The sequence below is a fragment of the Microbacterium paulum genome (assembly GCF_015707995.1).
GTDB lineage: Bacteria > Actinomycetota > Actinomycetes > Actinomycetales > Microbacteriaceae > Microbacterium > Microbacterium paulum.
Map to the genome: position 1 here is coordinate 18,162 of NZ_JAAGRY010000034.1, position 17,575 is coordinate 35,736.

General features: G+C 70.3%; 22 protein-coding genes and 1 pseudogene. 5 read left to right on the top strand and 18 right to left on the bottom strand.

All coding sequences use genetic code 11. From position 1 onward, the window contains the following. Nucleotides 1-32: 32 nt before the first annotated feature. Genes G3N18_RS09315 through pdxS form a run of 4 tightly spaced genes read right to left on the bottom strand, consistent with a single transcriptional unit; the run spans nucleotide 33 to nucleotide 2,899 of the window. Nucleotides 33-791, bottom strand: coding sequence for a YebC/PmpR family DNA-binding transcriptional regulator (locus tag G3N18_RS09315; protein ID WP_196384008.1), 759 nt, complete (start codon nucleotides 789-791; stop codon nucleotides 33-35). 36 nt (nucleotides 792-827) lie between these two features. Then, the gene (locus G3N18_RS09320) at nucleotides 828-1,361 is read right to left on the bottom strand and encodes a DUF1697 domain-containing protein (RefSeq protein ID WP_196384009.1); all 534 of its coding nucleotides are present in this window, start codon (nucleotides 1,359-1,361) and stop codon (nucleotides 828-830) included. A gap of 9 nt (nucleotides 1,362-1,370) precedes the next feature. Further along, nucleotides 1,371-1,994: a pyridoxal 5'-phosphate synthase glutaminase subunit PdxT gene (gene pdxT / locus G3N18_RS09325; RefSeq protein ID WP_196384010.1), complete on the bottom strand. Its 624-nt coding sequence runs from the start codon at nucleotides 1,992-1,994 to the stop codon at nucleotides 1,371-1,373. A gap of 14 nt (nucleotides 1,995-2,008) precedes the next feature. Further along, nucleotides 2,009-2,899 carry a pyridoxal 5'-phosphate synthase lyase subunit PdxS gene (gene pdxS / locus G3N18_RS09330; protein WP_196384011.1) on the bottom strand — a complete coding sequence of 297 codons (891 nt, stop codon included), beginning with the start codon at nucleotides 2,897-2,899 and terminating at the stop codon, nucleotides 2,009-2,011. Nucleotides 2,900-2,971: 72 nt separating this feature from the next. Between pdxS and G3N18_RS09335 the strand changes: the two genes are divergently transcribed. Further along, nucleotides 2,972-4,411: an aminotransferase class I/II-fold pyridoxal phosphate-dependent enzyme gene (locus G3N18_RS09335; protein WP_196384012.1), complete on the top strand. Its 1,440-nt coding sequence runs from the start codon at nucleotides 2,972-2,974 to the stop codon at nucleotides 4,409-4,411. Then, entirely contained in the window at nucleotides 4,408-5,274 is an 867-nt protein-coding gene (gene pdxY / locus G3N18_RS09340; RefSeq protein ID WP_196384013.1) for a pyridoxal kinase PdxY, read from the top strand. Before G3N18_RS09335 ends, pdxY begins: the two co-directional genes overlap by 4 nt. Before the next feature lie 111 nt (nucleotides 5,275-5,385). Here pdxY and G3N18_RS09345 read toward each other — a convergent pair whose 3' ends face one another. The 3 genes from G3N18_RS09345 to G3N18_RS09355 are packed head-to-tail and all read right to left on the bottom strand — an operon-like array spanning nucleotide 5,386 to nucleotide 8,131. Then, entirely contained in the window at nucleotides 5,386-5,943 is a 558-nt protein-coding gene (locus G3N18_RS09345) for an HIT family protein (protein ID WP_338038450.1), read from the bottom strand. Then, on the bottom strand, nucleotides 5,940-7,958 hold the full coding sequence (gene thrS, locus G3N18_RS09350; protein WP_196384014.1) for a threonine--tRNA ligase: 2,019 nt from the start codon (nucleotides 7,956-7,958) through the stop codon (nucleotides 5,940-5,942). The genes G3N18_RS09345 and thrS overlap by 4 nt, the downstream gene beginning before the upstream one ends. Then, a complete protein-coding gene (locus G3N18_RS09355; protein ID WP_196384015.1) occupies nucleotides 7,955-8,131 on the bottom strand; it encodes a hypothetical protein in 177 nt (58 codons plus the stop codon). The genes thrS and G3N18_RS09355 overlap by 4 nt, the downstream gene beginning before the upstream one ends. A gap of 1 nt (nucleotide 8,132) precedes the next feature. On the opposite strand from G3N18_RS09355, the gene G3N18_RS09360 reads away from it, so the two are divergent. Then, nucleotides 8,133-9,296: an SLC13 family permease gene (locus G3N18_RS09360; RefSeq protein ID WP_196384029.1), complete on the top strand. Its 1,164-nt coding sequence runs from the start codon at nucleotides 8,133-8,135 to the stop codon at nucleotides 9,294-9,296. Between the two features lie 18 nt (nucleotides 9,297-9,314). Here G3N18_RS09360 and G3N18_RS09365 read toward each other — a convergent pair whose 3' ends face one another. From G3N18_RS09365 to G3N18_RS09380, 4 genes are all read right to left on the bottom strand, one after another. Next, nucleotides 9,315-9,842, bottom strand: coding sequence for a glycine cleavage system transcriptional repressor (locus G3N18_RS09365; RefSeq protein WP_196384016.1), 528 nt, complete (start codon nucleotides 9,840-9,842; stop codon nucleotides 9,315-9,317). 23 nt (nucleotides 9,843-9,865) lie between these two features. Continuing rightward, nucleotides 9,866-10,204, bottom strand: coding sequence for a hypothetical protein (locus G3N18_RS09370; protein WP_196384017.1), 339 nt, complete (start codon nucleotides 10,202-10,204; stop codon nucleotides 9,866-9,868). Between the two features lie 53 nt (nucleotides 10,205-10,257). Next, nucleotides 10,258-10,698, bottom strand: a complete 441-nt coding sequence (locus G3N18_RS09375) for an FUSC family protein (RefSeq protein WP_196384018.1) — start codon at nucleotides 10,696-10,698, stop codon at nucleotides 10,258-10,260. 413 nt (nucleotides 10,699-11,111) lie between these two features. Next, nucleotides 11,112-11,495 (bottom strand): hypothetical protein, encoded by a 384-nt coding sequence (locus tag G3N18_RS09380; RefSeq protein WP_196384019.1) that lies wholly within the window; start codon nucleotides 11,493-11,495, stop codon nucleotides 11,112-11,114. A gap of 372 nt (nucleotides 11,496-11,867) precedes the next feature. On the opposite strand from G3N18_RS09380, the pseudogene G3N18_RS16130 reads away from it, so the two are divergent. Both G3N18_RS16130 and G3N18_RS16135 read left to right on the top strand, forming a co-directional pair. Beyond that, nucleotides 11,868-12,012: pseudogene (locus tag G3N18_RS16130) on the top strand (prolipoprotein diacylglyceryl transferase); the annotation flags it as partial. A gap of 114 nt (nucleotides 12,013-12,126) precedes the next feature. Next, nucleotides 12,127-12,333 (top strand): hypothetical protein, encoded by a 207-nt coding sequence (locus G3N18_RS16135; protein WP_230404068.1) that lies wholly within the window; start codon nucleotides 12,127-12,129, stop codon nucleotides 12,331-12,333. On the opposite strand, the gene G3N18_RS09390 is transcribed toward G3N18_RS16135, so the two are convergent. The 7 genes from G3N18_RS09390 to G3N18_RS09415 all read right to left on the bottom strand — a co-directional run bounded on the left by G3N18_RS09390 (nucleotide 12,314) and on the right by G3N18_RS09415 (nucleotide 17,395). Next, nucleotides 12,314-12,649, bottom strand: coding sequence for a DUF6804 family protein (locus G3N18_RS09390; protein ID WP_141379709.1), 336 nt, complete (start codon nucleotides 12,647-12,649; stop codon nucleotides 12,314-12,316). The two genes, G3N18_RS16135 and G3N18_RS09390, sit on opposite strands and share 20 nt — an antisense overlap. Continuing rightward, nucleotides 12,646-13,689, bottom strand: coding sequence for a zinc-binding dehydrogenase (locus G3N18_RS09395; protein WP_196384020.1), 1,044 nt, complete (start codon nucleotides 13,687-13,689; stop codon nucleotides 12,646-12,648). The genes G3N18_RS09390 and G3N18_RS09395 overlap by 4 nt, the downstream gene beginning before the upstream one ends. A gap of 43 nt (nucleotides 13,690-13,732) precedes the next feature. Continuing rightward, nucleotides 13,733-14,866, bottom strand: coding sequence for a DUF998 domain-containing protein (locus tag G3N18_RS16485; RefSeq protein ID WP_196384021.1), 1,134 nt, complete (start codon nucleotides 14,864-14,866; stop codon nucleotides 13,733-13,735). A gap of 332 nt (nucleotides 14,867-15,198) precedes the next feature. Further along, nucleotides 15,199-15,324: a hypothetical protein gene (locus G3N18_RS16335; protein WP_268932595.1), complete on the bottom strand. Its 126-nt coding sequence runs from the start codon at nucleotides 15,322-15,324 to the stop codon at nucleotides 15,199-15,201. Nucleotides 15,325-15,436: 112 nt separating this feature from the next. After that, nucleotides 15,437-16,441 carry a TerC/Alx family metal homeostasis membrane protein gene (locus G3N18_RS09405; RefSeq protein WP_196384022.1) on the bottom strand — a complete coding sequence of 335 codons (1,005 nt, stop codon included), beginning with the start codon at nucleotides 16,439-16,441 and terminating at the stop codon, nucleotides 15,437-15,439. Nucleotides 16,442-16,649: 208 nt separating this feature from the next. Continuing rightward, nucleotides 16,650-16,943 carry a DUF2277 domain-containing protein gene (locus tag G3N18_RS09410; protein WP_141379705.1) on the bottom strand — a complete coding sequence of 98 codons (294 nt, stop codon included), beginning with the start codon at nucleotides 16,941-16,943 and terminating at the stop codon, nucleotides 16,650-16,652. A 65-nt stretch (nucleotides 16,944-17,008) separates the two neighbouring features. After that, nucleotides 17,009-17,395 carry a Rossmann-fold NAD(P)-binding domain-containing protein gene (locus tag G3N18_RS09415; RefSeq protein WP_196384023.1) on the bottom strand — a complete coding sequence of 129 codons (387 nt, stop codon included), beginning with the start codon at nucleotides 17,393-17,395 and terminating at the stop codon, nucleotides 17,009-17,011. Between the last annotated feature and the right edge of the window lie 180 nt (nucleotides 17,396-17,575).

Genomic DNA, 17,575 nt, shown 5'->3' on the forward strand with positions numbered 1-17,575 from the left:
AGGCATCCGCTCTGCGAAACGCGGGGTGCGACTTACTCGTCGTCTTCGAGCTCGGCCTGCACCTCGGCGGTGAGGTCGAAGTTGCTGAACACGTTCTGCACGTCGTCGCTGTCTTCGAGCGCGTCGATCAGGCGGAAGACCTTGCGCGCCGTGTCGGCGTCGATCTCGACCTTGAGGTTCGGCACGAACTCGACGTCGGCCGATTCGTACTCGATGCCAGCCTCTTGCAGGGCGGAGCGCACCGGCACGAGGTCGGTGGCCTCGGTGATGACCTCGAAGCCCTCGGCGTGCGGCTCGACCTCTTCCGCGCCCGCCTCGAGCACCGCGAGCATGACGTCGTCTTCGCTCGTCCCCTCGCCCGAGACGACGATGACGCCCTTGCGGGTGAAGTTGTAGGCCACCGACCCGGGGTCGGCGAGCGTGCCGCCGTTGCGGCTGAGCGCCGTCCGCACCTCGGCGGCGGCGCGGTTCTTGTTGTCGGTCAGACACTCGATCATGAGCGCGACGCCATTGGGCCCGTAGCCTTCGTACATGATCGAGGTGTACTCGACCGACTCGCCGCCGATGCCGGCGCCGCGCTTGATCGCGCGGTCGATGTTGTCTTTGGGCACCGAGGTCTTCTTGGCCTTCAGTACGGCGTCGTAGAGCGTGGGGTTGCCGGAGAGGTCGGCACCGCCGAGCTTGGCGGCGACTTCGATGTTCTTGATGAGCTTCGCCCACGACTTGGCGCGGCGGGAGTCGATGACCGCCTTCTTGTGCTTGGTCGTGGCCCATTTGGAGTGTCCGGACATAACCTCCAGTTTACGGCGCCGCGAGGCGCTGCATCATCAAGCGACGATCTTCGCCAGGGTGCGGAGATTCCGCGTGGTCGTCGTCTGCCGATACGCGGGCCTCGCGAGCACCCGCGCGAACGGGCTGTCGATGCTGCGTCCCTTCTCGACGCTCCAGTACACGACGCCGAATCCGGCGGAGGTCGGGTCTTCGACGGGATCGAGCGGGGCCGCGGCATCCATCAACGCATCGCGCACGCCGGTGTCGGCGCAGAACACGACGTAGGGCTGCCGGGCGTCGTCGTCCGCGTCGAACGGAAACGCGTCGAGCGCCGTCGCGAGCTCATCGAGGGTGACCAGCACGATCCATGCGTCGTAGCCGAACCGGTCGCGAAGGGCCGCCTCGATGCGCGATTTCAGCGCGGCACGGCCGGGCACCTCGACATCCGCCTCGAACCGCACGTTGCCGCTCGCCAGCACGGTTCTCACCTGCGTCACCCCGAGGTCGCCGAAGAGCGCCGCGAGGTCGGCGTTGCGGATCCGGATGCCGCCCACATTCACTCCGCGCAGCAGCGCGACCCAGGTCGTCATGACCGCACGTTAGCGCGCACCGCCGACACGGCGCTCGGCGATGCGCTCGAGGAGCAGCTCGTGAAAACGTGTGTCGCCCGAGACCTCGGGGTGGAAAGCCGTCGCGAGCAGATCGCCCCGAGCGACCGCGACGATGCCGCCGCCCACCGCAGGCGGCAGTGTCGCCAGCACCCGCACCGCGGCGGATGCCTCGACCACGAGCGGCGCGCGGATGAACGCGGCGTGCACGGGCGGGTCGAATCGCGGCTCGGACCCGGGCGCGACGAGGTCGGTCTCGAACGACTCGATCTGCCCCCCGAAGGCGTTCCGGCGGACCGTGATGTCGAGGCCGCCGAACGTCTGCTGCCCCGCGATCGGGTTCTCGAGGCGATCGGCCAGCAGGATCAGTCCCGCACAGGTGCCGTACACCGGCAGCCCGCCGGCGATGGCGTCGCGGATCGGTTCCCGCATCTCGAACGCGCGCGACAGCTTGTCGATGACGCTCGATTCGCCGCCGGGGAGCACGAGGCCGTCGATGGATGCCAGGTCGCCGGGCCGGCGCACGAGCGTCACCTCTGCCCCGAGCGCCGTCAGCACTCGCGCATGCTCGCGCACGTCGCCCTGCAGGGCGAGCACCCCGACCCGCGCGGTCATGGCATCTCCCCGCGTCACCAGCCGCGCTCGGCCAGCCGGTGCGGCGCGGGCAGGTCGGCGACGTTGATGCCGACCATCGCCTCGCCGAGGCCGCGCGAGACGTCGGCGACGACCTTCGGGTCGTCGAAGAACGTCGTCGCCTTCACGATCGCCGCGGCGCGCGCGGCGGGGTCGCCGCTCTTGAAGATACCCGAACCGACGAATACGCCGTCGGCGCCGAGCTGCATCATGAGCGCGGCATCGGCCGGGGTCGCGACACCACCCGCGACGAACATGACGACCGGCAACGCGCCCGTCGCGGCGACTTCGGCGACGAGCTCGTAGGGCGCCTGCAGCTCTTTTGCCGCAACGTAGAGTTCGTCTTTCGGCAGCGCCGAAAGACGCGCGATCTCGCCGCGGATGGTGCGGATGTGCTTCATCGCCTCGGAGACGTCACCCGTGCCCGCCTCTCCCTTCGAGCGGATCATCGCCGCACCTTCGGTGATGCGCCGCAGCGCCTCGCCGAGATTCGTGGCGCCGCAGACAAAGGGCACCGTGAAGCCCCACTTGTCGATGTGGTTGACGTAGTCGGCGGGCGAGAGCACCTCGGACTCGTCGATGTAGTCGACGCCGAGTTCCTGCAGCACCTGCGCCTCGACGAAGTGGCCGATCCGCGCCTTCGCCATCACCGGGATCGACACGGCCGCGATGATCCCGTCGATCATGTCGGGGTCACTCATGCGCGACACACCGCCCTGAGCCCGGATGTCGGCGGGAACGCGCTCGAGCGCCATGACGGCGACCGCCCCGGCATCCTCGGCGATCTTCGCCTGGTCGGGGGTGACGACGTCCATGATGACGCCGCCTTTGAGCATCTCGGCGAGGCCGCGCTTGACGCGCGACGAACCAGTGGTGGGAGCAGACATGGATGCCTCTTTCACAGCAGCGAGTATGACCTAGGCCAAAAGCTAGCATGGCCCGTCACATAAGCTGGACACATGACCGCTGCTGCCGCCGCCGCGCCGGCTGCGCCCGCCCTGCAGACGCTCTCGGGCCGCACGGCCGTCGAGATCGCCGAGAGTGTGCGCGAGCTCGCCGAGCGCGGGCTGCTGTCGGCGGGAGACACGCTGCCATCGGTTCGTGCACTGGCCGAACAGCTCGGCATCAACCGCAACACGGTCGTCGCGGCCTATCGCCAGCTCGCTCAGGCCGGCATCGTGGAGTCGCGCGGTCGCGCCGGTACCCGGCTCGCGGCGGTGGGTCGGATGCCGCAAGAGGGTTTCTCCGCGGGCAGCGTGCTGCGCGATGTCGGCACCGGCAACCCCGACCCGGCGTTCATCCCCGACCCCGCTCGCGCGCTCGGCCGCGCCACCGGACACCCCGTGCTGTACGGCGAACCGGTCATCGATCCCGAGCTCGCCGCGTGGGCCACCGCCTGGATGTGCGAGGCGGCGGGCGACGAGCGCCCCTTCGGGCTCACGATCACGGGGGGCGCGTCCGACGCGATCGACCGCTTGCTCTCGCAGGCACTCACCCGCGAAGACGCCGTCGCCCTCGAAGACCCGTGCTTCCTGTCGAGCCTGAACACGGTGCGCCTCGGCGGCTACCGCCCCGTGGCGGTTCCGGTCGACGACGAGGGCATGACCGTCGCGGGGCTCGAGGCCGCGCTCGATGCGGGCGTCCGCGCGGTCGTCTGCACGCCGCGCGCGCAGAACCCGACCGGCGCGAGCCTCTCGGCGGGCCGCGCGGCCGAGCTGCGTGCGGTGCTCGCCCGGCATCCGTATGTGCTCGTCATCGAAGACGACCACTTCTCGTTGCTGTCACCGTCGCCCTATCACTCGGTGATCGGGCCGCAGCACCGACGCTGGGCGCTCGTGCGCTCGGTCTCGAAGTTCCTCGGACCCGACATGTGCCTCGCGGTCGCGGCATCCGACCCCGACACCGCCGCCCGTCTCGCGCTGCGACTGAGCCCCGGCACCACCTGGGTGAGCCACCTGCTGCAGCGCCTCGCCGTGGCGATGCTGACCGACGACGGTGTGATGGCGCAGATCGGCGCTGCCGGAGCGCACTACGCAGAGCGAAACGCCGCGTTCGTGGAGCAGCTGAACGCCGCGGGAGTGCCCGCGCGCACCGGCGACGGCCTCAGCCTCTGGGTCGATGTCGCGGCGCCGGCGCGCCTCGTCGCAGAGCAACTCATGCGGCGCGGCTGGCTCGCGCGCGTCGGCGACGAGTTCGTGCTCGCGGGCGCTGCGCCGTCCCACCATCTGCGCCTCACCGTGCACGATCTCGACGACGCCGACGCGGCACGGCTCGTCGCCGACCTCACCGCCGCCGCGGCGGCCGCGCGTTCCGCCGACGTCGACGGCACAGGCATCCGCCTCACCGAGAACTCCCCCTCCGAATCACGCACTCCCGAAAGCAGGGCCGTACCGCAATGAAGATCCTGTCCATCCAGTCCGCCGTCGCCTACGGTCACGTCGGCAATTCGGCCGCCGTCTTCCCGCTGCAGCGCATCGGCGTCGAGGTGCTCCCCGTCTACACGGTGAACTTCTCGAACCACACCGGTTACGGCGCGTGGCGCGGCCCGCTGATCTCGCCCGACGATGTTCACGAGGTGATCCTCGGCATCGAGGAGCGCGGGGTCTTCGGCGAGATCGACGTCGTGCTCTCGGGCTACCAGGGCAGCGACGGCATCGGCGACGTGATCCTCGACGCCGTCGCGCGCGTGAAAGCGGCGAACCCCGCCGCCGTGTACGCGTGCGACCCCGTCATGGGCAACGCGAAGAGCGGATGCTTCGTCGCGCCGGCGATCCCGGTGCTGCTGCGCGAGCGCGTGGTGCCGGCCGCCGACATCATCACCCCGAACCAGTTCGAGCTGGGCTTTCTCACCGAGACCGAGCCGTCTGACCTCGACTCGACGCTCGCCTCGGTCGATGCCGCGCGGGCGATGGGTCCGACGACGGTGCTCGTCACGAGTGTCGAGCGACCCGACCGGCCCGTGCTCGACGACGGCCGGGGCACGATCGAGATGCTCGCCGTCGACGATGAGGGCGCCTGGATGGTGCAGACCCCGCACATCCCGATGAAGGCCAACGGATCGGGCGACGTCACGGCCGCCCTGTTTACGGCGCACTACCGGGCGAGCGGCGACGCGGCATCGGCCCTCGCGAAGACCGTGTCGAGCGTGTACGACCTGCTGCAGCTGACGTACGAGTCGGGCCAGCGCGAGCTGCAGCTCGTCGAGGCGCAGGAGTTCTACGCGCACCCGCGCGAGCAGTTCGCCGTCACCCGCGTGCGCTGAGCGCAGCCCAACCCGCGCCCGCCCCACTCGCCGAAACGGCATGCAGCGCGCCACACGTCACCGCGTATGGCGCGCTGCATGCCGTTTCGCGTGAGAGGGTGTGGGCGCTGGTCACACGGGCCAGGCGGATGCCACGGTCTCGCGCACCTCGCCGAGCAGCTGCGGCAGGGCCTTGGTGCGGGCGATGATCGGGAAGAAGTTCGCGTCGCTCCCCCACCGCGGCACGATGTGCTGGTGCAGGTGCTCGTCGACGCCCGCCCCGGCGACCGCGCCCTGGTTCATGCCGATGTTGAACCCGTCGCAGTTGCTCACCTGACGGAGCACCCGCATCGCGGTCTGGGTGATCTCGCCGATCTCGGCGACCTCTTGCGCGCTCGCCTGGTCGTACGTCGCGATGTGGCGGTACGGGCACACGAGCAGGTGCCCGGAGTTGTACGGGAAGAGGTTCAGCAGCGCATACGCGGTGACGCCGCGGTAGACGATCAGCCCGTCGGCATCCGTCTTCTGCGGCGCAGCGCAGAACGGGCATCCGTCGCCGCGGTTCACGTCGGCGCCGGCGTTGATGTAGACCATCCGGTGCGGGGTCCACAGCCGCTGGAACGCGTCGGGAACACCGGCGAAATCGCTCGCCTGCTCGAGGGGCGACTCGCCGGCATCCCCGATGGTCACGCCAGGTCCTCGGCCGTGTTGACGAGGGTGTGCGCTGCGATCGCCGCGACGATCTTCTCGATCGCCTCGTCGACCGGGATGCCGTTGGTCTGCGACCCGTCACGGAAGCGGAACGACACCGTGCCCGCCGAGCGGTCCTGCTCGCCCGCGATCAGCTGCAGCGGCACCTTCTGCGTGGTGTGGGTGCGGATCTTCTTCGGCATGCGGTCATCGGAGTGGTCGACCTCGGCGCGCACGCCCGCGGCCCGCAGGCGCGCGACGACCTCGTCGAGGTAGGGCGCGAACTCGTCGGCGACGGGGATGCCCACCACCTGCACAGGCGCGAGCCACACCGGGAACGCCCCCGCGTAGTGCTCGAGCAGGATCGCGAAGAAGCGCTCGACCGAGCCGAACAGCGCGCGGTGGATCATGACGGGGCGGTGCTTCTCGCCGTCGGGCCCGGTGTACTCGAGCTCGAAGCGCTCGGGCTGGTTGAAGTCGAGCTGGATCGTCGACATTTGCCAGGTGCGACCGATCGCATCGCGCGCCTGCACCGAGATCTTCGGGCCGTAGAAGGCCGCTCCGCCGGGGTCGGGCACGAGCTCGAGACCCGATGCCTCCGCGACTTCGCGCAGCGTCTCGGTCGCTTCGGTCCAGAGGCGGTCGTCGCCGATGAACTTCGGGTTGCCGTCTTCCTTGGTCGACAGCTCCAGGTAGAAGTCGTTGAGGCCGTAGTCGCGCAGGGTCTGCAGCACGAAGTCGAGGCTGTGGGTGAGCTCTCCCTTGACCTGGTCGGCGGTCACGTAGATGTGGGTGTCGTCCTGGGTCATGCCGCGCACGCGCGTGAGACCCGACAGGGTGCCGCTCTTCTCGTAGCGGTACACCGACCCGAACTCCGACAGACGCAGCGGCAGCTCGCGGTACGAGCGCCCTCGCGAGCGGAAAATCAGGTTGTGGAACGGGCAGTTCATGGGCTTCAGGTAGTACTCCTGGCCCTCGCGGCTGACGTGCCCGTCGGCATCCACGACCTCGTCGAGCATCATCGGGGGGTACATGCCGTCGGCGTACCACTGCAGGTGACCGCTGGTCATGAAGAGGTCGCCCTTGGTGATGTGCGGGGTGTTGACGACCTCGTAGCCGGCCGCGAGCAGGCGCTCGCGCATGTAGCGCTCGATCTCGTAGCGGATGATTCCACCCTTGGGGTGGAAGACGCTCAGACCGGGGCCGATCTCTTCGGGGAATGAGAACAGGTCGAGCTCTTTGCCGAGCTTGCGGTGGTCGCGCTTGGCGGCCTCCTCGAGGCGCTGCTGATAGGCGCGCAGTTCGTCTTTCGTCGCCCATGCGGTGCCGTAGATGCGCTGCAGCTGCGGGTTCTTCTCGCTGCCGCGCCAGTACGCGCCGGCGATGCGGGTGAGGTCCCAGCCGTTGCCCACGAGGCGCGTCGAGGGCACGTGCGGGCCGCGGCACAGATCGCGCCACGCGGTCTCGCCGTCGCGGGTGACGTTGTCGTAGATCGTCAGTTCGCCCGCACCGATCTCGGCCGACGCCCCTTCGGCCGCGTTCGCACCCGATCCGGGCCCGCCCGCGAGGTCGATGAGCTCGAGCTTGAACGGCTCGTCGGCCATCTCGGCGCGCGCCTCGTCCTCGCTCACGACGCGGCGGACGAACCGCTGGCCTTCGCGGACGATCCGCTCCATCTCCTTCTTGATCGCCTTGAGATCTTCGGGAGTGAACGGGTCGGCGACGCCGAAGTCGTAGTAGAAGCCGTCGGTGATCGGCGGGCCGATGCCGAGGTTCGCCTGCGGGCGGATGCGCTGCACGGCCTGAGCGAGCACGTGCGCGGTCGAGTGACGCAGGATCGACAGACCGTCGGGGCTCGACACGAGCACGGGCTCGACGGTGTCGCTCTCGGTGACGACGGTGGCGAGGTCTTTCAACTCGCCATTCACGCGCAGAGCGATGACGGAGCGGTCGGGGAACAGGGCGAAACCGTCGGCGGGATAGGTCACGTCCGCCGCGGGTGAGACGTCGGTCACAGGAAGGTCTCCAGAAGGTGGCTGAATGTCAGCGGATGGGTTCGGATGCTCAGCTTCGGGCGCACCGCGCCCTGCCCGCTCAGGCACCGGGCGTTCGCGCAGCGAAGGTGCGGCGAGAGTCCATACGGCGAGTCTATCGTCGCGGCACCCCGCGCGCCGATGGTGGAGTCCATGATGGATGCCGTGAAGCTCGCCCTTGTCGGAGCCGTGCTGCTGCTCCTGGGCGGCGCGTCGATCGTGTTCGGAGCGTTGGCGCCGGCCGATGCCCTCGCGATCGCCGACCGGGTCTGGCCGATCCTGCTGTTCGTCGTGGCGGTCACGATCGTCGCCGAACTCACCGCCGCGGCGGGCGTGTTCGACGTCGTCGCCGCGCGCCTCGCCCGGTGGTCGCGGGGGCGCACCCTCGTGCTGTGGCTGCTGATCGTGGCGTTCGCCGTGTTCGTGACCGCGTTCCTCTCGCTCGACACCACCGCCGTGCTGCTGACGCCCGTCGTCGTCGCGGTGGCGCGCGCGCACCGGCTGCCGCCGCTGCCGTTCGCGCTCGCGACGGTGTGGCTGGCGAACACGGCATCGCTCTTCCTGCCGATCTCGAACCTCACCAACCTGCTCGCCGCGCATCGGTTGGCCCACGAGGGCGACGCCCTGGCGTTCCTGGGGCTGCTCGGGCCGTCGGCGCTCGTCGCGGTGCTCGTGACGGTCGTGCTGCTCTGGCTGCTGCAGCGCCGGCACCTGCGCGGCCGGTTCGTGCTCGCACCGGCGCCCCGCGTGGCCGACCCGGTGCTGCTGCGCGTCACGGCGGGCGTGCTCGTGGTCATGCTTCCACTGCTCGTCGTCGGAGTTCCGCCCTGGATGCCGGCGCTCGCCGCCGCCCTCATCTTGACGGCGGTGTTCGCGTGGCGCTCCCCCGGCGTGCTCACTCCTCAGCTCGTGCCGTGGCAGCTCGTCGTTTTCGCGTCGGGGCTCTTCCTCGCCGTCGGCGCCCTCGAAGCGTGGGGGTCGGGTGCGCTCCTCGCCGCGGCGATCGGCACCGGCGACGGCCTCGGTTCGCTCATGCAGGTCGCCGGCGTCGGGCTGCTGGCGGCCAACGCGATCAACAATCTGCCGGCGTACCTCGCGCTCGAATCCGTCGCCGATTCGCCGCCCCGCCTTGCGGCACTGCTCATCGGGGTCGGCGCCGGCCCGCTCATCACCCCGTGGGCGTCGCTGGCGACACTGCTGTGGCACGAACGGCTGCACGCGGTCGGCGTCGAAGTGCCGTGGCGGCACTACGTGATCTGGGGTCTCGTGGCAGCGCCCATCGTCGTCGCCGCCGCGGTCCTGCCGCTCGCCCTGCAGTGAGGCGTGAGCCTCGCGCGGTCAGCCGACGGTGAGGTCGACCGGGATCTCACCCGCGAGTGCCTCGAGGGCCGCGGTGATGGCCTCGGCATCCACACCGCGCGGCACGCTCACCGACACGGATGCCTCGAACAGCGTGCCCCCGGCCATCGGAGCCTCGAGGGTGCGGCTGCGGAAGGCGTCGATCGAGAGCGCGTGCGCGGCGATCGCGGTCGTGACGTCACGGACGATGCCGGGTCGGTCGTTGCCGAGCACCGTGAAAGACAGGGTGTCGGGCCTGTCTGAGCCGGCCTCGTCGCTGGCGAGGGTCGAGCCGACGCCGCCGTGCACCGTGACGCGAAGCAGGCCGTCAAGGCTCTGCAACGCTCCGGTGAGCTCGTCGACGCGGTCATCGGGCACCGTGACGAGCACAATGCCCGCGAACGCACCGGCGAGTTCGGCGAGTTCGCTCTGCTCCCAGTTGCCGCCGGCGCCCGACACGGCCTGCGCGAGGGCGTTGACGAGTCCGGCACGATCGTCGCCGACGACGGTGAGCACGAGCTGGGCCATGCCAGGAGCCTAGCGGGGCTGCGTCAGTAGGTGGGCGCGAACATGAGCTGCGTGAGCCCCAGCAACGCCCAGACGAGGAAGACAGCGAACACGGCGACGTAGAGTCCGGTGACCACGAGCGCGATGATCGCGGGCCAGCGCGGTCGGGAGCCGCGCGCGAGGGCGAGCACGGCGAAGACGACCGACAGGACGAGCGCGAAGATCCCCACGAATCCGATGCGCTCGGTGCCGAGCCCCGCGAACCCGAGCATCAGGAGGACCGGAGGGACGAACGCCAGCCCGAACGCCCACCAGGCCCACGGCGCAGCCGCCGCGCCGGTGCGTGGCTCAGGAGCGGGCGTAAACGGCGCGTGCGACGACATGACCCCACGATAGCGAGCCGTGCCGACGGCTCAGCGAAGAGGCATCCGAAAGATCACGGCAGCGGCCGTCGGCGCCGGATCAGCGGCATGGCGACGATCGAGCCGATGACGATCATCAGCGCGCCCGCCAGTGTGTAGGCGACCCGTTGGGCGTCGACCGCGGCCACCGAGGCGACGGGCGTGCTCAGCAGCACGACGGAGAGTGTCAGCACGAAGGCGTACACCGCGTACGTCACCGTGACGAACTGGCACACGATGACCAGAGCCGCACACACCGCACCGACCAGCAGCAGCACCGGCCGGATCGGCAGCACGGACGCGAGGAGCGCCGCGACGAGACCGCCCGCCACCGTGCCGAGGATGCGATGGCCCAGCCGCCTGCGGGTGTCGGAGAGATCCGGTCGCACGATGACGAGGATCGTGAGGAGCGCCCAGCCGGCTGTGGTGCCCTCGAACCGCACCGCCGCGAGCGCCGCCGTGAGCCCCAACAGCACCGCGAGGGCTCATGCCCGAGCACGAGGCGCGCCCCGCCACCTAGGAGCCCGGCGAGTCCCCGGCGCACGTGCTCGACCGCCTCGCCCATGATGCCGTCATGCCCGACGCCCTCGCCGTGGCGTGTGCCGACCACGCCGCCGCGCCGGGCGTGTACTGCTACCTCGGAGCGCGCGGCGTGTGCCGCGACCGCCTCGACCGACGGCGCCGCGATGTCTGAGCCCCGATACCGCGGCGAGTCGTGGCAAGCCTCGATCCTCCGCGCCGACCTCGAAGCCGCCGCCGCGCGCCGTGCCGAAGCCGAGCGGACCGAGGCGGAACGTGCCGACCGCGAAGCCGAGCGCGAAGCCGAGCGCGCGACCCGTGATCCCTTGCAGTTCGGCACCCGCCCCCACCCGCAACGCGACCGGCCGGATCAGTCCCCCGTGATCCAGACCGTCGTCTCCCCCGGCACGGTGTCGCCGTCGAGCGGAGTGCTCGACAGCACGACACGCTGACCCGGCACGAACGACAGCGCGAGCGGTGCGGAGCCGAACACCGTCACCACCTCCCAGCCATTCGGGCGGCGGAAACGCAGCACATCGCCGCGGCCGGTCTCGACCCACTCCAGTCGCTCCAGCGCCAGGAGCTCGTGCCGCGGGGCGAGGGCACGGCGGTAGAGCGAGAGAGTGGATGCCGGATCGCCCTCCTCCGCCTGGACCGATACGTCCGCGAACCACGACGGCTGCGGCAGGTGCGCACCCCCGAACCGAAGCCGAACGAGGAGCCCTCGCGGGTCCACGGCAGCGGCACGCGGCATCCGTCACGTCCGTACTGCTCCTAGTGGGTGCGAAAGAAGGTCGGGTCCTGCCGCTGGTCGGCGGGGATCTCCGCCACCTCGTGCAGGCCGAGCTCCTCTCCCTGATAGAGATACGCCGATCCCGGCAGCCCCAGCAGGAAACAGCGACGCCGCCCGCCCGCGCCGACTGATCGCGCCGCTCCCCCCCTCCCCCCCCCCCCCCCCCGCGCGTCAGTGGAACACCCATTCCCGACCCGAACTGCAAGGGATGCCGAGCGACACGCCGCAGCATCCGGGCCTGACCCCGCGTGTTGCGGTCGACGCCTTGCAGTTCGGTCACCGCGGAACGGAACCCCGAGCCCCCCGGGCCAACTCATACCCGGCAGGCACATAATGTCGGGCGTGCACCTGAGCATCCCGAGCCCTGACCTCAGCTGGTCCAGCTTCCACATCGGCCCGCTGACGATCCACATCTACGCGCTGTGCATCATCGCGGGAATCATCGCCGCCGTGATCATCACCGAGCGGCGGCTGCGCGCCCGCGGGGTGCCGGCGGGCACCGTGCTCGACGTGGCGCTGTGGACGGTTCCCCTGGGCATCGTGGCGGCTCATCGCGGCGTACTTCATCTGGTACGGCCTGGGTCGCAGCTGGCTGGAGGCGATCCGCATCGACCCCACGGGCGACGCACCTCTCGGCATCCCGGCGAACATCTGGGCATCGTTCGCCGTCGTCGTGCTCGGGATCGCGATCTTCGTCGTGCAGACCGTGCGTCACCGCGGCGAGCCAGACGCCTCACCGTTCACCGTCACGCCGCAGCAGCGGCAGCATGCCGAGGCGCTCAGTCCCGCGGGGTCTTGATCATCGCGCCCGCGACGAGGAACACGATGGCGGCGGCCGGCTGCACGAGCGACCAGACCAAGCCGTCGAACCCGAACGGGAAGACGGGGTTCCAGGCCACCGCGATCACGGCGAACACCGCGGCCCACACCCATTGACGCGCCTGCACGGCGAACCAGCCGACGATCAGCGCCAGGATCGCGACGACGAAGAGCACCACGATCCCCCAGCCCGCCGTCAGCAGCACGGGCGCGAGGAACAGCACGGCGGCGGCAAGCAAGGCCGGTGCCAGTGCGTTGCGCTGGAAGGTCGGCTCGGTGCGCTTCGTCCCGCTCATGCGAGAACTCCCGGATCGATCATCGTCATACCGGCAAGCGTGGCACGGTTGAAGGTGGGCAGCAGCGCCGCGGCCTCGGCGAGCGAGATCGTGCGTTCGATGAGTTCCTGCGGACGCAGGCGCCCCTCGGCGATGAGCTCGAGCATCGCCGGATAGTCGACGGCGGCCATGCCGTGGCTGCCGAGCACGTCGAGTTCCCACGCGATCACGCGGGCCATCGGCATCCCCGACAACCCCGTCTCCGACGGAAGCAGCCCGACCTGCACGTGGCGGCCGCGGCGACGCAGGCTCAGCACGGCGTCGGCCGCCGTCTGCTCCTCGCCCACCGCGTCGATCGAGACGTGCGCGCCTCCGCCGGCGATCCGGCGCACGGCATCGGGCACGTCCACCCCGTCGGCGACGACGACGGCATCGGCGCCGAGAGCGGATGCCGCGTCCAGCGCGGCCTGGTTGCGGTCGACGGCCACGACGTGAGCACCGAGCGCGCGGGCGATCATGACGACACTGAGTCCCACCCCACCCGCCCCGACCACGACGACCCACTCGCCGGGTTGCACGTGCGCGCGACCGGTGAGCGCACGGAACGCGGTCGCGAAGCGGCATCCGAGGGCAGCCGCGGCGGCGAAGGAGACGTCGTCCGGAATGCGCACGAGGTTGGTGTCGGCCGCGTGCAGCGCAACGCGCTCGGCGAACGAGCCCCAGTGCGTGAACCCGGGCTGCTGCTGATCGGGGCACACCTGCGCGTCGCCCGCGCGGCACCACCCGCATGCCCCGCAGCCGCAGACGAACGGCACGGTCACCCGGTCACCGACGGCGAAACGCTCGACGCCCGCGCCGGTCTCGACGATCACGCCGGCAAGCTCGTGGCCCGGAACGTGCGGCACGGCGATGTCGTCGTGACCCGCCCAGGCATGCCAGTCGCTGCGGCACAGCCCCGTCGCCCGCACCTCGACGACCACGCCGCCGGCGGGTGCGACCGGGTCAGCGACCGCACGCACCTCCAACGGTGCGCCGACGGCATCCATCACCACTGCACGCATCCGGACCCTTTCGTCCCCTTCACGTTAGTTGGTGCACCCGCGCTCACGCGGCGGCCGGAGCCGCTGCCGCGGGAACGGGAGGTGCCGGCGCGGCGGCATCCGCGTACGCCCTCGCCTGGCGCACGAACAGCATGAGCCATGCGAACAGCAGGCCCGCGATGATGAACTCCGACCCGGTGAGGTTGTAGTAGTCGATCGGCACCCACAGGGCGACCGCGACGACGATGCCCGCGACGACCAGCACCGAGAAGACCGCGATGTCGCGGCGGATGCCGGGAACGAGAGTCAGCAGGCATCCGACCAGCACGCCGAAGACGACGACCATTCCGGATGCCGCGCCCACGTGCACCGGAAAGGCGACGGCGTCCGGCACGAAGCCGGCGACCATCAAGCACAGACCGATCACGGCCAGCAGCCAGGCGAACAGGCGGGCACGGCGCTGTGGGGTGTCGACGTGCGCACGCAAACCCACCTCGAGGTCGTGAGCGACGAAGTTGGCGAGCGCGGTGATGACGGCGCCGGTCGTGATGAGGGAGAGGTTGAACTGGTAGCCGGCGTACCCCGACTCGTTGCCCAGTTCGGAGAAGTGGAACCGCCACCAATCACCCTGCGAGGCGCTCACCATGCTCGCGAGCGTGCCGACGAACAGCACGAGGGTGGCGAGCGAGGCGACGCCCGTGGAGGTGACCCGTGCCCCCGAAACCGATGCGACGTAGGTCATCGTGCCGACGGCGGCGGCGACCAGCGCCGCGGCACCGAACGGGTCGATCGTGAGGCCGCGGAAGCCCAGCTGGAAGAGTTCGGCGACGGCGACGACGACGAGGTCCGCCAGCATCATCATCGCCCCCGACAGGGCGATCAGGTCGGTCACACGTTTGGCGCGCGGCAGGCTGTTGCGCCAGGCGAGATATCCGCGGCGCCGTTCGAGCGCGAACGAGACGGCGAAGGCCGGACCGGCCGCGATGGCCGCGAGCAGTGCCGCCAGGCTGCCGACGGACTCTCCGCCGCCGAGCGGCATCCGCGCCCCGCCCATGACGAGCACGGTGGTGGCGGCGGCGACGAGAGCGGCGCCCAGCGACCAGCGGGTGGCGCGGGACTCGACGCTCGGTGAGAAGCGGGGCGTCTCGGATGCCGCGTGGTGTGTCCATCGCGCGGGGGACGGCCGCCATCTGCTCACGCGTCGAGCATACTTTCGACCTGCTCGCACGCCGGCCGCCGCCGGGCCAGGACTTCGCTCGCCTGCCGCATCCCACCCATAACCCGAACTGCAAGGCGGCCGCGGGGACACGCCGCCCGGGCGCGCGTCGCACCGGCGTGTCGCCCGGCATCCCTTGCACTTCGGATGCCGCCGGGGTGTGGGCGTCGCCCGGGCACGCACGCCCCCGGCGCGCCGCGCGCCGATCCGGGCCACCCCACACCGCCCCGCGGGCACCCCAGGCCATGGCTACCTCCCCCAGCGCACCCCGGCCCGATACGCTCATGCTCGCAGACGGATGCCGGGCGTGCGCCTCAGGCGGTGCGGGCCGAATCGACGATCTCGAACACGGCGGGATCCCACGTGGGGGCCCGCTCCCACGGCAGGTCGAGGCCGTTCGCGAAGAAGATGCTGTGCCGCGGCGGCCAGGACCTCGGCAACGTCGGAGAAGCCCTGCCACGTCCTCTCCTCGGGCGCGTCCAGCCGAGAGCCGCACGGCCGGAAGTGCCCCCAGGCCTGCCTCGCGAGTGATCCCAGCGCCAACGGCCCCCCTCAACGGGCGTCGTGGCGCGCGACGGGCAGGGCGTCGCCCCGGGCATCCTTCCGCGTCTTCAGGAGGCTCGCGATCGTCGCGACGGCGACGGTGGCGGCGATGAACAGCAGCGACAGCCAGATGGGGATCTCGGGAATGAACGTCACGTGCTCGCCGCCGTTGATGAACGGGAGCTCGTTCTTGTGGAGCGCGTGGATGAGCAGCTTCACGCCGATGAACGCGAGGATCACGGCGAGTCCCTGGGCGAGGTACACGAGGCGCTCGAGCAGACCGCCGATGAGGAAGTAGAGCTGGCGCAGACCCATCAGTGCGAAGGCGTTCGCCGTGAAGACGAGGTAGGCCTCCTCGGTGAGCCCGTAGATCGCGGGGATCGAGTCGACGGCGAAGACGAGGTCGATGAAGCCGATCGCGACGATGACGAGGAGCATGGGGGTGACGAAGCGGCGACCGTCCTTCTTCACCGTGAGCCGGTCGCCGTCGTACTCGTCGCTGACCGGCAGCACGCGGCGCACGAGGCGCATGAACCAGCCGTCGGCGGGGTTGGACTGGCCGTGCGCGAACGCCTGTCGGTACGCGAGGAACAGCAGCAGCGCGCCGAAGAGGTAGAACACCCACGAGAAGTTCTCGATCAGCGCCGCCCCGACGGCGATGAAGGCGCCGCGCATGATGAGGGCGATGACGATGCCGATCATCAGCACTTTCTGCTGGTACATCTTCGGCACCGCGAACCCGGTCATGACGATGAGGAACACGAACAGGTTGTCGATCGACAGGGCCTTCTCGGTGAGGTACCCGGCGAAGTACTCGCCGCCGTATCCCCACCCCGAGAAGACGCCCACGCCGACACCGAACAGTAGCGCGAGACCGATGTAGAAGGCCGACCAGCGCGCGGACTCGCCGACGGTCGGCTCGTGGGGCTTGCGCACGTGCGCGAAGAACTCCCACACGAAGAAGGCGATGGTGACGGCGATCGTGATGATCCACACGAGCGGGGTGATGTTCACAGGGGTCTCCCGAAGAATGGCGTGACGAGTCGACGCCAGAGTCTCCCCCATCCCTCACGTGACCGGTCGGCCCGGGCCGCGATGCGACCGTATTGACGAGCCGTCCGTGTCGGAGTACTCCCCCTGGACTGCTGCCACAGTAGGGCAGCACGGTGACGTGAAGCTGAGAAGGTGCCGGATGCCGCGGGCATCCGGCAGCGGCATCCGATCAGGATGCTGTGCGGATGCGCACTTCGCGCTCCATCCGCTTCTCGTGGCGGGCGCGTCCCTTGACCGCCTCGGCCTCGCGGTTCTTGGGCGGCGCCGCGGTCACGAGCGCATCGAGGAGGCGACGCGTGGCCGCGGCGATCTCGTCGATCGCCGCCTCGAACGCCTCGGTGTTGGCGCGCGAGGGATGCGTCGAGCCGCTCACTTTGCGGACGAACTGCAGTGCCGCTTCACGGACCTCGTCATCGGTCGTGGGCGGGTCGAAGTTGTGGAGCACCCGGATGTTTCGGCACATGCCGAGAGCGTAGACCGGAGCGCTCCGCGGCGACAGAGGTGCGGCGCCGACCGCGAGTGACCTGATCAGCCCTGCGCGGCCGAGCCGTACGCGCAGGCGCGGATCTCCTCGAGCAGCGAGGGGCGGGTCGGCGTCCAGCCGAGCGCGCGCGCTTTCGCACCGCTTCCCTGCTGGTCGAGCATGAGGGCGTCGGCGAACGGTGCGCCCAGACGTGCACGCGATGCCTCGACGCCCTCCGCAACGACAGGACCGCCGGCGACCGCTTCGCCGAGCTCGGTGACCGTCGCGTTGTGACCGCTGAGGCCGAGCACCCGTCCGACCGGCTCGGGGCTCTCGATCACCCGCACGTACAGCTCGGCGAGGTCGTCGACGTGCACGGTCGCCCAGTGCGGGGTGCCGTCGCCGATGACGGTGAGGCGACCCTCGGCGTCGCGCGGAGCGGAGCCCAGCATGGGGTCTGTCGGAAAGTTTGTGTGTGAGGGGTTCGGCGTGATCGGTTCGGCTTCGGTCGGACGGGAAGCTGAATCACGTCATGAGCACTGAATTGAAGACAACAACTGAGCAATCCGAGACCGTCGATCTGCGAACCGGGGAGGTCCTTCCTGCGCCGCCGAATATCACCGCGGTCGCGG

What these genes read in the sequence shown, in the direction of transcription:
- G3N18_RS09415 (WP_196384023.1), bottom strand. Translation starts at nt 17,395, where the DNA reads ATGCTGGGCTCCGCTCCGCGCGACGCCGAGGGTCGCCTCACCGTCATC.
- G3N18_RS09370 (WP_196384017.1), bottom strand. Translation starts at nt 10,204, where the DNA reads ATGTCGTCGCACGCGCCGTTTACGCCCGCTCCTGAGCCACGCACCGGC.
- G3N18_RS09355 (WP_196384015.1), bottom strand. Translation starts at nt 8,131, where the DNA reads ATGGACTCCACCATCGGCGCGCGGGGTGCCGCGACGATAGACTCGCCG.
- G3N18_RS09395 (WP_196384020.1), bottom strand. Translation starts at nt 13,689, where the DNA reads ATGCGTGCAGTGGTGATGGATGCCGTCGGCGCACCGTTGGAGGTGCGT.
- pdxY (WP_196384013.1), top strand. Translation starts at nt 4,408, where the DNA reads ATGAAGATCCTGTCCATCCAGTCCGCCGTCGCCTACGGTCACGTCGGC.
- G3N18_RS09410 (WP_141379705.1), bottom strand. Translation starts at nt 16,943, where the DNA reads ATGTGCCGAAACATCCGGGTGCTCCACAACTTCGACCCGCCCACGACC.
- G3N18_RS09365 (WP_196384016.1), bottom strand. Translation starts at nt 9,842, where the DNA reads ATGGCCCAGCTCGTGCTCACCGTCGTCGGCGACGATCGTGCCGGACTC.
- G3N18_RS09360 (WP_196384029.1), top strand. Translation starts at nt 8,133, where the DNA reads ATGGATGCCGTGAAGCTCGCCCTTGTCGGAGCCGTGCTGCTGCTCCTG.
- G3N18_RS09380 (WP_196384019.1), bottom strand. Translation starts at nt 11,495, where the DNA reads ATGCCGCGTGCCGCTGCCGTGGACCCGCGAGGGCTCCTCGTTCGGCTT.
- G3N18_RS09315 (WP_196384008.1), bottom strand. Translation starts at nt 791, where the DNA reads ATGTCCGGACACTCCAAATGGGCCACGACCAAGCACAAGAAGGCGGTC.
- pdxS (WP_196384011.1), bottom strand. Translation starts at nt 2,899, where the DNA reads ATGTCTGCTCCCACCACTGGTTCGTCGCGCGTCAAGCGCGGCCTCGCC.
- G3N18_RS09390 (WP_141379709.1), bottom strand. Translation starts at nt 12,649, where the DNA reads ATGAGCGGGACGAAGCGCACCGAGCCGACCTTCCAGCGCAACGCACTG.
- G3N18_RS09320 (WP_196384009.1), bottom strand. Translation starts at nt 1,361, where the DNA reads ATGACGACCTGGGTCGCGCTGCTGCGCGGAGTGAATGTGGGCGGCATC.
- pdxT (WP_196384010.1), bottom strand. Translation starts at nt 1,994, where the DNA reads ATGACCGCGCGGGTCGGGGTGCTCGCCCTGCAGGGCGACGTGCGCGAG.
- G3N18_RS09335 (WP_196384012.1), top strand. Translation starts at nt 2,972, where the DNA reads ATGACCGCTGCTGCCGCCGCCGCGCCGGCTGCGCCCGCCCTGCAGACG.